Here is a 12,611-nt window from a genome sequence, read left to right on the forward strand (position 1 = left end):
TTGCAAGGGGGTCTGCGCCATTTCTCCCTCAAATTAGCTTTGAAGCGGGAGCGGCATCGGTCATTTGGTGACGATAGTGGGGATTATATGGTTATCAAAGTGCCCACAACAATCTCCGTCTACCGTTGTGCCCCCTGAACCTTCGGATGTGGTGAACGTCGCCACCACCAGAAGTAGCGGAGCGTAGCCTTCGCCAACCGGGATCCGCGGCAATTCGACGCCGTCGATGATGGTCCGCAACGCCTCGGGCTGCGGCAGCCGCGCGCCGTCCGGCGCGGCGAGATCGACCACCAGGCCGACCACGGCGTCGGCGACATTGTCGCAGCGTCGCACGCCGAGCCCGCGGATTTCGATCAGCCCGGCGATCGCCGGTGCGGCGCGCACCACCAGATCGCCACCGACGCGCTGCAGATGCACGCGGTCGTCGCCGATCAAGGTGGCGGCGGGGATCAGTCCGGTGCGTCCGGCCAGGATCAGGTCGAAGGCGAGCCGCGATTTGCCGGCGCCGGACGGGCCGCGGATCAGCACCGCGCGGTCGCCGACCTTCACCGCGGAGGCATGAACGCTGCGAGCTTCTTCGGTCATATCGCCGGCAACCTCACCACGAAACGCGCGCCGGCAAAGCTCGGCTCGCCATCGGCGTCGACCGGGCCAGCGGGGCCGGGGCGGTTCTCCGCCCAGATCTTGCCGCCATGGGCCTCGACGATCTGCTTGGAGATCGACAGGCCCAATCCTGAATTCTGTCCGAAGCCCTGATGCGGCCGGTCGGTGTAAAAACGCTCGAAGATCCGCTCCAGCGCGTCGTCGCGGATCCCCGGGCCGTCGTCGTCGACCACGATCTCGATCTCGGTCTTGCGGCGGCGGCAGACGATCCGCACCTTGCCGCCCGGCTCGGAGAACGACTGCGCGTTGACCAGCAGGTTGGAAATCACCTGGCCGAGCCGGGAATCGTGCCCCGGCACCGAGAAGGCGTCGGCGCTGCCGCCTTCGAAGCGCACCTCGACGCCGACATTGGTGCCGAGCTTGGTCTCGTTGGCGACCGAGGTGAGGGTGGCGAGCAGCCGCCGCAGATCGACCGGCGCGACATCCTGACGCTGCAGCTCGGCGTCGAGCCGGCTGGCGTCGGAGATGTCGGAAATCAGCCGGTCCAGCCGCTTGACGTCGTGCTCGATCACCTCGAGCAGCCGCGCGCGGCTCTTCTCGTTCTTGGCCAGCGGCAGCGTCTCCACCGCCGAGCGCAGCGAGGTCAACGGGTTCTTCAGTTCGTGCGAGACGTCGGCGGCGAAGCGCTCGATCGCCTCGATGCGGTTGTACAGCGCGTCGGTCATGTCGCGCAGCGCGCCGGACAGATGCCCGATCTCGTCGCGCCGCCCGGTGAAATCCGGGATCTCGACCCGGGTGCGAATCCGGCGGCGCACCCGTTCGGCGCTGTCGGCGAGCCGTCGCACCGGGCCGGCGATGGTGGAGGCCAGCAGCAGCGACAGCACCATCATCACCAAGGAGGCGACGCCGCCGACTTTCAGAATCGCGAGCCGCTCGGCGGTGACCATCTGGTCGATGTCGTCGCCTTGGGTGGACAGCATCAAGGCGCCGTGCACCGCGCGAAACCGCTGCACCGGCACCGCCACCGAGACGATCACCTCGCCGCGGTCGTTGATCCGCACCATGCTGCTCTTCTGGCCGTCGAGCGACTGCACCACTTCCTGATAGCCGTTGCCGTTCTCCGGGCCGAGCTCGCGATACAGCGGCAGGTCGCCGCGATTGAGCCAGGTGCGGATCGCGATCATGGTGCGCTCGGCGACGCCGGGCTTCTCGGTGGTGGGCGGCGGCAATTCGAAGCGCAGCACGTCGCCGCGGCCGTACAGGCTGCGGCTGTCGAGGATCAGCACGCCATCGCGGTCGTAGATCCGCGCCCGCGTTTTGGTCGGCGAGATCAGCCGCCGCAGCACCGGCGCGACGCGCTCCGGATTGATCGGAAAATCCAGCCCGGACAATTCGTCCGGCGGCCCGAAGGTCTCGCCGGGCTTGAGGTCGAGCAGCCGGTCGGGATCGATGGTGATGGTGTTGGTCTCGACGGTGGCGGAGGCCGCGATCGCGCCGGCGATGATCTCGGCCTGCACCAACAGGCTCTGCGCGCGGGCGTCGATCAGGCCGGCGCGGAACTGCGACAGATAGAGGATGCTCGCAACCAAAAGCACCAGGCCCGCGAGATTGAGCGAGACGATGCGGCGGGTGAGGCTGGAGAAGCTGAGCGTGAGGAAGAACTGCCCGGCGCGGCGCAGCCAGGCCATCGGCCGCGGCCACACCAGCCCGCGGTCGGCGGCGGCCTCTTCAGCCGACCTCGCCTGCGCGGCGTCATCGGTCGGGTCGTTGGGATCAGGCTGCGAGCGATCGAGCAATGGCCAAAACCGCCGGGTTGTTTCGGATAAGTCCTGCGAGGTCCAGCAAGGCCGGCATCCTACTCCAGCCGCGGCGCGCCGTCAGTCACGAAGCGCGCCCGCCGTTGCTCGCAGCCGTGGCGCTCAGGTTTCCTTGAACCGATAGCCGACGCCGTACAGCGTCTCGATCATCTCGAAATCGTCGTCGACCACTTTGAACTTCTTGCGCAGCCGCTTGATGTGGCTGTCGATGGTGCGATCGTCGACGTAGACCTGGTCGTCATAGGCGGCGTCCATCAAGGCGTTGCGGCTTTTCACCACGCCGGGGCGGGTGGCCAGCGCCTGCAGGATCAGGAATTCGGTGACGGTGAGCGTCACCGGCTCGTTCTTCCAGGTGCAGGTGTGGCGCTCCGGATCCATCCGCAGCAGCCCGCGGTCGAGCGCCTTGGCGTCGGTCTCCTTCGGCGCCGCGGCGGGGTCCTTCGGCGCGGCGCGACGCAGCACCGCCTTGACCCGCTCGACCAGCAGCCGCTGCGAGAACGGCTTGCGGATGAAATCGTCGGCGCCCATTTTGAGGCCGAACAATTCGTCGATCTCTTCGTCCTTCGAGGTGAGGAAGATCACCGGAAGATCCGACTTCTGCCGCAGCCGCCGCAGCGTCTCCATGCCGTCCATCCGCGGCATCTTGATGTCGAGGATGGCGAGGTCGGGCGGCGAGGTGCGGAATCCATCCAGCGCGGAGGCACCATCGGTATAGGTCATGATGCGGTAGCCTTCGGCTTCCAGCGCGATCGAGACCGAGGTCAGAATGTTGCGGTCGTCGTCGACCAGGGCGATTGTGGGCATGAGCCTGCTTTCCGAAACGGAGTGGGCTACGGGCGAGGTCCCGTATTTGACTGGCCTTTGAACTTGGGGCCAACGACGATGCAAGCGGGGCTGAAGTGTGACCAAGTTCCCGAAAGAGTGTCAATCGGCCGCGGGTTCCGGTCCCCATATAGCTATCCGTTGAGCCAAAATAAGGCTCGATTTGCAATGAGATGGTGGAAAATCAGATGCAGCCGACCCCGAATTTCAGTGCCCCTGAACTCGCCCATTCGCTGCTGCGCCGCAGCCGGCAGGGCGCGCTCGCAACCCTCGACGAGCGCAGCGGCGCGCCGTATTGCTCGCTGGTCAATCTGGCAAGCCACTGGGATGGCTCGCCGATCCTGTTGATCTCGGGGCTCGCGCTGCACACCAAGAACCTGCTGGCCGACCCCCGGGTGTCGCTGATGCTGGACGAGCGCGCGCCCGGCGATCCGCTGGAAGGCGCCCGCATCATGCTGTCGGGAACCGCCGAGCAGGCCACGCCGGAAGAGCTGCCGACATTTCGCCGCCGCTATCTGAACGCGCATCCGTCGGCGGCGCAATTCGTCGATTTCGCGGATTTTTCGTTCTTCGTGATCCGGCCGAGCGGCGCCCATCTGGTCGCCGGCTTCGGCCGCATCGTCGATCTGAAGCCGGCGCAATTCCTCACCGACCTCTCCGAAGCCCATGCGTTTCTTGCAGAGGAGCAAGGCATAATTGATCACATGAATGCCGATCACCGTGACACGCTGCAGCTTTATGCCACACGCTTACTTGGTGCGAAGCAAACCGACTGGCGGTGTACCGGCTGCGATCCCGACGGGCTCGATCTTGACGACGGATCAACCACTTTGCGGCTGAACTTTCCGCAGCGCACGCTTACGCCCGCTGCAGTGCGAAGCGTTTTGAAAAATCTGGCCGAGCAGGCGCGCGGTGCAGCAAAGCTTGATCCACGTCAAAACAGCCTGCGCAATTAGAACAATGTTGCGCGGGCGGGTTGGCAAACGAAGCGATCGACACTAATAGTTCGCGACCGGAGTCGGGCGGTATATTGACGGTTACCGCGGTCAACGCGCGTTTTTGGCGCAATCTGCGCAATCGAGATACGCGGGTTCGAGGAGGATTTTTCGTGCAAGAGACGGGCGTTCGCAACGGTGCCTACGGCGCCGACAAATTCGGTTTAAAAAACCTCAAAGGCGTGAAGTGGAATCTCACGGCGCCGCACCTCTACGAGGACGCGCTGCGCGCGGGCGAAGGGGTGCTGTCCGGCGACGGCTCATTGTGCGTCGATACTGGTATCTTTACCGGCCGCAGCCCCAAGGACAAGTACACGGTCCGCGACGCCAACACCGAGAACACCATGTGGTGGGGCGGCAATCAGTCGATCACCGCCGAGCAGTTCGAGAATTTGTATCAGGACTTCCTGAAGCACGCCGAAGGCATGTCGCTGTTCGCCCAGGACCTTTACGGCGGCGCCGATCCGAGCTTCCAGATCAAGACCCGGGTCTTCACCGAAATGGCCTGGCACTCGCTGTTCATCCGCACGTTGCTGCGTCGGCCGGAGACCGCCGAGCTCGCCAGCTTCGTGCCCGAACTCACCATCATCGATCTCGCCAGCTTCCGCGCCGATCCTGCGCGCCACGGCTGCAAGTCGGAGAACGTCGTCGCGATCGACTTCACCCGCAAGATCGTGCTGATCGGCGGCACCCAGTACGCCGGCGAAATGAAGAAGAGCGTGTTCACCACGCTGAACTACTACCTGCCCGACAAGGGCGTGCTGCCGATGCACTGCTCGGCCAATGTCGGCCCCGACGGCGACACCGCGATCTTCTTCGGCCTGTCCGGCACCGGCAAGACCACGCTGTCGGCGGATCCGAACCGCACCCTGATCGGCGATGACGAGCACGGCTGGGGCAGGGACGGCGTGTTCAACTTCGAAGGCGGCTGCTACGCCAAGTGCATCAAGCTGTCGGCGGAAGCCGAGCCGGAGATCTTCGCGGCCTCCAACCGCTTCGGCGCGATCCTGGAAAACTGCGTGCTGGATCCGATCACCCGCAAGCCGGATTTCAACGACGGCTCCAAGACCGAGAACACCCGCTCGGCCTATCCGCTGGAATCGATCCCCAACGCCTCGCCGACCGGCCGCGCCGGTCAGCCGAAGAACGTGGTGATGCTGGCGGCCGACGCCTTCGGCGTGATGCCGCCGATCGCCAAGCTCTCGCCGGCGCAGGCGATGTATCACTTCCTGTCCGGCTACACCGCCAAGGTCGCCGGCACCGAGCGCGGCGTCACCGAGCCGACCCCGGTGTTCTCGACCTGCTTCGGCTCGCCGTTCCTGCCGCGCGATCCGTCGGTGTACGGCAACATGCTGCGCGAGCTGATCGCCAAGCACGGCGTCGATTGCTGGCTGGTCAACACCGGCTGGACCGGCGGCATGTACGGCACCGGCCATCGCATGCCGATCAAGGTGACCCGTGCGTTGCTGACCGCGGCGCTGGACGGCTCCTTGCGCAACGTCGAGTTCAAGACCGACCCGTATTTCGGCTTCGCGGTTCCGACCGCGCTGCCGGGCGTGCCGAGCGAGATCCTCGATCCCGTCAAGACCTGGGCCGACAAGGCCGCCTTCGACACCACCGCGCGCAAGCTGGTCGCGATGTTCCAGAAGAACTTCACCCAGTTCGAAGCCCAGGTCGACGCCGAAGTCCGCGCCGCCCAGCCGGAAGCCAAGCTCGCGGCCGAGTAATCGCAAGCGACATCAGTGTTCGGATCAGGGCGGCCGCGAGGCCGCCCTTTTTCGTGGGCGCTAGAGCCTTTTCGCTTTGGATTGATCTGCTGCAACGTCCCAGGCCGTCATTCCGGGGCGCGAGCAGCGCAAGCTGCGAGCGAGCCCGGAATCCATAACCACCGCAGGGGATATGGATTCCGGACTTGCTCGTTCTGACGAACGCGCAATCCGGAATGACGGCTGCCTTTGGGGCGGACGATTCGATCCCACCAAAAACGCTCTAAGCGATTGGCAGTGAGCTCACTCCGGCATGGCCGGGCTTGTCCCGGCGGCCACCCACGCCCACGATCAGGGCGTCCGTTGGCTCCGTGGATGGCCGGGAAAGCCCGGCCATGACGGGCAGGGGACGCCGCTTTGCGCAACGCCCATAAAGTAAAAGCCCCGCCGATCGCTCGGCGGGGCTCTTCTACTGCAGGCGCCGCGGCGGAGGTTAGAGCGCGGCCTGCAACGCGGCTTCTTCTTGCCGCGCGATGGTTCCCTTGACCGCGGACTGCACCTTCTCGAAGGCGCGGACCTCGATCTGCCGCACGCGTTCGCGCGACACGCCGAATTCGGCCGCCAGATCTTCCAGCGTCATCGGCTCGTCGGCAAGCCGTCGCGCTTCGAAAATCCGACGTTCGCGCGGGTTGAGCACGCCGATCGCGCCGTTCAGCGCGGCGCGGCGATGGTCGAGCTCTTCGTGCTCGGCCATGATGGCTTCCTGGTTCGGCGAGTGATCGACCAGCCAGTCCTGCCATTCGCCGGGCTCGCCGTCATCGCGGATCGGGGCGTTGAGCGATGCGTCGCCGCCGAGCCGGCGGTTCATATCGACCACGTCCTGTTCGGTGACGCCGAGCCGTTTCGCGATCAGCTTGACCTGGTCGGGGTGCATATCACCCTCGTCCAGCGCCGAGATCTTGCTCTTCGCCTTGCGCAGATTGAAGAACAGCTTCTTCTGATTGGCGGTGGTGCCCATCTTCACCAGCGACCACGAGCGCAGGATGTATTCCTGGATCGACGCCTTGATCCACCACATCGCGTAAGTGGCCAGCCGGAAGCCCTTGTCGGGCTCGAACCGCTTCACCGCCTGCATCAGGCCGACATTGCCTTCGGACACCACTTCGGAAATCGGCAGGCCGTAGCCGCGATAACCCATGGCAATTTTGGCAACGAGTCTTAGATGACTGGTCACGAGGTGATGGGCCGCGTCGCGATCGTCGTGTTCGCGCCAGCGCTTGGCAAACATATATTCCTGCTGCGGCTCCAGCATGGGAAACTTGCGGATTTCAGCAAGGTAACGAGATAAGCCGGATTCTCCGTTGAGGACCGGTAAAGTAGCTGCACGGGCCATTGAGCGCCCTCCAGTGGTTCAGGCCCCCGACATCGGCGGGCCAGGCAGACGGCCGCTGTGCTAAAGCCGACCGGGCTGCGATGTTCCGCGCTGGGACATCCAACGCACCTGCAATATACACAAGAAATCGCGGCTTTTGGAAGGATCGGCCCTCTCACGTCGCCGTGACGCAGCGTTATGTGATTGACATATTTAAATTTTCACGAACCGCCTGCGTCATTCCGTCGCCTTTAGAGCGGTTCGCAACAACGCCATGTCGGCCGGCAGCTCGGCGGTCCACTCCAGAATCTCCCCGGACACCGGGTGCTCCAGGGCCAAAAGATAAGCGTGGAGCGCCTGCCGGCCGAGGGCGGCCAGCGCCGCCTGCGCCGGCAGGTTGAGCGCATTGGCCTTGGTCTTGAAGTGCGGGCCATAGACGCCGTCGCCGAGCAGCGGGTGGCCGATATGGGCGAGATGCACCCGGATCTGATGGGTGCGGCCGGTCTCCAGCTGGCAGGCCAACAGGCTCACCACCGGCTTGCCACCGCGGCCAAGAAACGTGTCCTCGACCTCCCAATGCGTCACCGCCTCGCGACCGCCGTCGCGTACCGCCATCTTTTCGCGGGCGAACGGATGGCGGTCGATCGGGGCGTCGACGGTGCCGAGCGGCCGGTTCGGCGCGCCCCAGACCAAGGCCTTGTAGCCGCGGCGCATCTCGTTGGTGCGGCCGTGGTCGGCGAACTGCTCGCTCAAGGATTTATGCGCCCGGTCGTTCTTCGCCACCACCATCAGCCCGGTGGTGTCCTTGTCGAGCCGGTGCACGATGCCGGGCCGCCGCACCCCGCCGATCCCCGACAGCGTGGCGCCGCAATGCGCGATCAAGGCGTTCACCAGGGTGCCGGTCTCGTGGCCGGCGGCGGGATGCACCACCAGGCCCTTCGGCTTGTCGATGACGATGATGTCGTCGTCCTCGTAGACGATATCGAGCGCGATCGCCTCGCCGGCGGGCTCGGCGGCGACCGCGGGGGGCACGTCGATTGTGATCGTATCGCCGGCTTCGACATGATAAGCGGGATCGCGAAGCGGGGTCGGCTGGGCGGCGCTGGCGTCGGCGGGTCGCAAATGGACCTGGCCGGCGAGGATCAGCGCCTTCAGCCGCGACCGCGACAGTTCCGGCGCGCGCAGCGCCAGCACGCGGTCGAGCCGGACCGCGCCCTCGTCGCCGGCGACGGTGACTTCCAGCAGTCGACCTGTATTTTCCAACGGGTTTTCCAAGAACGGGTTTTCCAAAGTTGAGCCTTGCATGACCGAAACTGTTGCGCCCGAACCGACCCCCGAGCAGGCCGCGCTGTTCGCGCGGGTGCGTCGCCTGATGCTGATTGCGGGCCTGACCACGGCGCTGGCGGTGGCGGCCGTTCTGGTCGCCATCGGCTACCGTCTTTTCCGCGCCGAGGGAAGCGTCGCGGTCACCGATACCACGGCGACGCTGCCGAAGGGTGCTCGCGTGGTCTCCACCGCGGTGGCCGGCGACCGGCTGCTGGTGACGCTGGATATCGCCGGCGCGATCGAAATCCGCAGTTTCGACGCCCGGACCCTGAAGCCGGCCGGCCGGCTCAGCTTCGCCAGCGAGCCGTAGCCGGCGGCCCGGCGCACGGGTCGGGGCGAGACCCGGAAGCCGCTGGCGGGCGGCGTCGACCGCCGCCGGACTAAACTGAGCTGCCGCCCGATCGCCATCTTGCGGCGGCGCGGTTTCGAGGCTATTCACTCCTCGCGCTGCTCCCTTCGTCTAGCGGTTAGGACGTCGCCCTCTCACGGCGAAAACAGGAGTTCGATTCTCCTAGGGAGCGCCATTCCCCTCCACATCACCAGCCTCGAGCGGCGCGATCTGCGCCGCGCGGTTGCGTCGAGGAATCCCGGCGCAGCGGCGAGCCGGGCGCCAGTTCAGGCGGCGCGCACCGAATCCAGGAACTTGCTGACTTCCTGCTTCAGCCGATTGCTGTCGCGCGACAGCGACTGCGCTGCCGACAGCACCTGCGAGGAGGCCGATCCGGTCTCGGAGGCGCCGCGCTCGACATCGGTGATGTTCGACGACACCTGCATGGTGCCTTGCGCTGCCTGCTGCACGTTGCGGGAGATTTCCTGGGTCGCCGCGCCTTGCTCCTCCACCGCCGAGGCGATGGTCGAGGCGATTTCCGACATCCGGCCGATGGTGGTGCCGATCTGCTTGATCGCCGCCACCGAGCCCTGGGTCGCCGCCTGGATGCCGCTGATCTGCTGGCTGATCTCGCCGGTCGCCTTCGCGGTCTGTTCGGCGAGCGCCTTCACTTCCGAGGCGACCACCGCAAAGCCGCGCCCGGCTTCGCCCGCGCGGGCGGCTTCAATGGTCGCGTTGAGCGCCAACAGGTTGGTTTGCCCCGCGATGGTGTTGATCAACTCGACCACGTCGCCGATCCGCGCCGCGGCCTGCGACAATTCGCCGACCCGGTCGTTGGTGCTGCGTGCCTGATCCACCGCCTCACCGGCGATGCGAGCGGATTCCTGCACCTGGCGACTGATCTCGTTGACCGAGGACGCCATCTGCTCGGTGGCCGACGCCACCGACTGCACATTGGTCGAGGCTTCTTCCGAGGCGGCCGCCACGGTGGTGGCCAGTTCCTGGGAGCGCTCGGCCGTCGCGGTCAGCGTGTTGGCGGACGCTTCCAGTTCGGTCGACGACGACGACACGGTCTGCACGATCTCGCCGACCGAGGCTTCGAACGCGTTGGCCAGCTTGTGCATGGTGTCGCGGCGCAACGCATCGGCTGCGGCCTGATCCTCGGCGCGTTGCACGATCCGTCGCTTGAGGTCGTCCTGCATGGCGCGGAGCGCGCCGGCCAGCACGCCGACCTCGTCGGCCTGCTCGATATCCAGCTTCTGCTCGAAGTCGCCCTCGGAAATCCCGCGGGCGAATTCGGCGCAGCGCTTGGTCGGGCGCGCGATGCTGGCGGCCGCCAGCGAGATCAGGAAGATCGCCACGGTGATGATCGTCAAGCCGACGCCGAGCTGCCAGAAGGTGGTCGCGGTCGCGCGCGAGGCGAGCGAGTCGTCGAGCTGGCGTACGCCGGCCATCACCACGGCGCGCGGCACCGAAATCAGCACCGCCCAGGCGGCGCCGCTGCGACCGACGCTGATCGGCGAATAGACGTCGACATTGGCGGATTGCGGATCGTCCTGCACCAGCGCCTGGCCGCCGCGGATGCTGGCCATCGCGTCGTTCCACCGCGCGTCGGCGCTCGCCGCGCTGTTGCCGATCTGCTCGGCGCTGGCGCTGTTGGCGACCGTCAGTCCGGTGTCGTTGATGATGATGACCTTGCCCTTGCCCTCGAACAGCGAGGCGTTGATCTGCGTCGCAAGCTTCTGCACGAAATTCAGATTGTAGTCGGCGCCGGCGACGCCGTGAAACTTGCCGTCGATCATGATCGGCACCGACATCGTGGCGAGAAACACCTGCTGGCCCTGAACGATGTAGGGCAGCGGGCCGAGGATGTTCTCTTTCCCGGTGGCGCGCGGGTTGAGATACCAGGCGCCCTTCACCAGGCCGTTGGGATGGCGTTCGGCGCTGTCGTATTCGACCAGCGGCTGCACCGCGATCGAGCCTTTGGAATCCCGGGTCCAGTACGGCAGGAAGCGGCCGCTGCCGTCGGAGCCGAGATCCTTGCGGCCCTTGAACGACGCGTCGGCGCCGTCGAGGCCGTCCGGCTCCCAGGCCGAATAGGTGCCGTTGAACGACGGATTGAGGTCGACGACGTTGCGCAGCACGGCGTTGAATTGGGCACGGCGGGTTTCGCTCGGCGTCGCCGCGGTCTTGCCGGCGAGCACGGCGAACGACTGCGCCATGGTGCGCGCCGCATCCAGTCCGAGCTCGAGCTCCGCCTTGATCGCATTGGCCTCGCCGGCGGCGCGATTGAGCAGGCTCTCCTTGGTCTGCCGATCGACCAGTTGCGAGACTTCGCTTTCGACGTACTGCATCGTGCTGCGGGTGGAAAACAGGCTGTAGCCGATCAGGGCGACACTCGTGCCCACCAGGCAGGCTCCCGAGATCAAAGCGATCTTCAACTGCACCGAACGCATCGCTTTGAACGAGTAAGTCGCCATCGTCAGTCTCCACCACGCCCAGCTCAGGGCTATCGCGGCCGGATTATCAGCGTCGCGAGAAGCATCCCTTAAAATCATGCTGCGTAGAACTACCAGCAGCCATCGCCAGCCAGCGCGCGATCCATCTCGCCGCCACGCCCGCGATGCTCGATGTCTCCAGCACGTGCAGGTGGTGAACGGCCTGAGTGTCGCGCTTACATTGCGGCGCGTGAAATCGCGCACCAGCTTTGGTCCGCCTGTAGCTGTTTGCAAACCAATCGGCCGGGAGTTACGGCTTCGGCGCCGCGTACAGCCGGGAAAACACGATGCCGAGAAAGATCGAGACGGTGCCGGCGCTCACCGCGTTCATCGTCAGCAGTCCGCTGTAAGCCTCCGGCGAATACAGATGCGGCGGCGCGCCGTAGCGGCCGTGCAGCAGCCAGAACGCCCCCACCGGCAAGCCGGCCAACGGCAGCATCAACAGCCGCTCGCTCGGCCAGAACAGCAGGCCGGCCAGCGCGGCGCAGGGCAGCAGGAACAGTTCGGTGCCCGACGGCTCGCCGAGCACCCAGCTGCAGAACACCGTGTTGATCGTCGTGATCAGCGCCAGCGCCAGGCGGCCGAGCCGCGGATGACGCCGCGCCAGCGCCGGGACCGCGAAGAAGAACGGCAGCGAGATCATCGTCAGCAGCGCCCACGGCAGCCCCTCGGTGCCGGCCACCAACACCACATAGAGCGGATAGAACGGCTGGTTGCCGGCCAGCACCAGCGCCACGAGATTGCCGGCCGCGGCGAGCGGATCGTCGTTGGCGGCGTAGTCGGCAAGCCAGGTCGTGACGCGCTTCAGCATGGCGGGGCTCACGGGCGAGGGAGCAAGGCGGACGTCGCGGCGCGACGTTGCGCCGACTGTGTCATCGATCGCGCAAGCTGAGCAAGCGGGACGGCTTAGAGCGTAAACGCTTTTCGCTACGGCCCGCGCGGATCAGTCCTTGCCGAGATTCCAACGCTGATTTTGATCGAAGCGGCGCCCGTAGCTTCCCTCGCCCCGCTTGCGGGGAGAGGGTGGCGCGACAAGCGGAGCTTGTCGCGTCGGGTGAGCGACTATCTGGCGTGTCAAGTTGCATTAGCGTATTCGGCTCGCGCATCGCGCGCTTTGGCGTTGAGGCGGACCAGGAGTTTGCGC

General features: G+C 65.9%; 10 protein-coding genes and 1 tRNA gene. 4 read left to right on the top strand and 7 right to left on the bottom strand.

Annotated features, from left to right (window positions below):
- Positions 1–60: 60 nt before the first annotated feature.
- The 3 genes from HNR60_RS18900 to HNR60_RS18910 form a co-directional block, all read right to left on the bottom strand.
- Positions 61–585, bottom strand: a complete 525-nt coding sequence (locus HNR60_RS18900) for an HPr kinase/phosphorylase (protein WP_184260679.1) — start codon at positions 583–585, stop codon at positions 61–63.
- Positions 582–2,399: a stimulus-sensing domain-containing protein gene (locus HNR60_RS18905; protein ID WP_184260682.1), complete on the bottom strand. Its 1,818-nt coding sequence runs from the start codon at positions 2,397–2,399 to the stop codon at positions 582–584. The genes HNR60_RS18900 and HNR60_RS18905 overlap by 4 nt, the downstream gene beginning before the upstream one ends.
- Positions 2,400–2,522: 123 nt before the next feature.
- Positions 2,523–3,224 carry a response regulator transcription factor gene (locus tag HNR60_RS18910; protein ID WP_184260686.1) on the bottom strand — a complete coding sequence of 234 codons (702 nt, stop codon included), beginning with the start codon at positions 3,222–3,224 and terminating at the stop codon, positions 2,523–2,525.
- 206 nt (positions 3,225–3,430) lie between these two features.
- Here HNR60_RS18910 and HNR60_RS18915 point away from each other — a divergent pair, with 206 nt between their 5' ends.
- Positions 3,431–4,198: a HugZ family pyridoxamine 5'-phosphate oxidase gene (locus HNR60_RS18915; protein WP_184260688.1), complete on the top strand. Its 768-nt coding sequence runs from the start codon at positions 3,431–3,433 to the stop codon at positions 4,196–4,198.
- A gap of 152 nt (positions 4,199–4,350) precedes the next feature.
- A complete protein-coding gene (locus HNR60_RS18920) occupies positions 4,351–5,964 on the top strand; it encodes a phosphoenolpyruvate carboxykinase (RefSeq protein WP_184260691.1) in 1,614 nt (537 codons plus the stop codon).
- A gap of 472 nt (positions 5,965–6,436) precedes the next feature.
- Here HNR60_RS18920 and rpoH read toward each other — a convergent pair whose 3' ends face one another.
- Complete coding sequence (rpoH, locus tag HNR60_RS18925) at positions 6,437–7,336, bottom strand: RNA polymerase sigma factor RpoH (RefSeq protein WP_184260694.1); 900 nt, start codon at positions 7,334–7,336, stop codon at positions 6,437–6,439.
- Positions 7,337–7,552: 216 nt separating this feature from the next.
- A complete protein-coding gene (locus HNR60_RS18930) occupies positions 7,553–8,620 on the bottom strand; it encodes an RluA family pseudouridine synthase (RefSeq protein ID WP_430694994.1) in 1,068 nt (355 codons plus the stop codon).
- Here HNR60_RS18930 and HNR60_RS18935 point away from each other — a divergent pair.
- Both HNR60_RS18935 and HNR60_RS18940 read left to right on the top strand, forming a co-directional pair.
- Entirely contained in the window at positions 8,619–8,951 is a 333-nt protein-coding gene (locus HNR60_RS18935; RefSeq protein ID WP_041801338.1) for a hypothetical protein, read from the top strand. The two genes, HNR60_RS18930 and HNR60_RS18935, sit on opposite strands and share 2 nt — an antisense overlap.
- Positions 8,952–9,090: 139 nt before the next feature.
- A tRNA-Glu gene (locus tag HNR60_RS18940) sits at positions 9,091–9,165 on the top strand.
- 91 nt (positions 9,166–9,256) lie between these two features.
- Here the strand turns inward: HNR60_RS18940 and HNR60_RS18945 are convergent.
- Together HNR60_RS18945 and HNR60_RS18950 are read right to left on the bottom strand one after the other, a co-directional pair.
- Positions 9,257–11,449: a methyl-accepting chemotaxis protein gene (locus HNR60_RS18945; protein WP_184260703.1), complete on the bottom strand. Its 2,193-nt coding sequence runs from the start codon at positions 11,447–11,449 to the stop codon at positions 9,257–9,259.
- Positions 11,450–11,717: 268 nt separating this feature from the next.
- Entirely contained in the window at positions 11,718–12,278 is a 561-nt protein-coding gene (locus tag HNR60_RS18950; RefSeq protein WP_184260706.1) for a hypothetical protein, read from the bottom strand.
- Positions 12,279–12,611 lie beyond the last annotated feature (333 nt).

This window comes from Rhodopseudomonas rhenobacensis (assembly GCF_014203125.1).
GTDB lineage: Bacteria > Pseudomonadota > Alphaproteobacteria > Rhizobiales > Xanthobacteraceae > Rhodopseudomonas_A > Rhodopseudomonas_A rhenobacensis.

Excerpts from the sequence above, each read along its gene's own strand:
- HNR60_RS18910 (WP_184260686.1), bottom strand. The coding sequence starts at position 3,224 with ATGCCCACAATCGCCCTGGTCGACGACGACCGCAACATTCTGACCTCG.
- HNR60_RS18930 (WP_430694994.1), bottom strand. The coding sequence starts at position 8,620 with ATGCAAGGCTCAACTTTGGAAAACCCGTTCTTGGAAAACCCGTTGGAA.
- rpoH (WP_184260694.1), bottom strand. The coding sequence starts at position 7,336 with ATGGCCCGTGCAGCTACTTTACCGGTCCTCAACGGAGAATCCGGCTTA.
- HNR60_RS18900 (WP_184260679.1), bottom strand. The coding sequence starts at position 585 with ATGACCGAAGAAGCTCGCAGCGTTCATGCCTCCGCGGTGAAGGTCGGC.
- HNR60_RS18945 (WP_184260703.1), bottom strand. The coding sequence starts at position 11,449 with ATGGCGACTTACTCGTTCAAAGCGATGCGTTCGGTGCAGTTGAAGATC.
- HNR60_RS18950 (WP_184260706.1), bottom strand. The coding sequence starts at position 12,278 with ATGCTGAAGCGCGTCACGACCTGGCTTGCCGACTACGCCGCCAACGAC.
- HNR60_RS18915 (WP_184260688.1), top strand. The coding sequence starts at position 3,431 with ATGCAGCCGACCCCGAATTTCAGTGCCCCTGAACTCGCCCATTCGCTG.
- HNR60_RS18935 (WP_041801338.1), top strand. The coding sequence starts at position 8,619 with ATGACCGAAACTGTTGCGCCCGAACCGACCCCCGAGCAGGCCGCGCTG.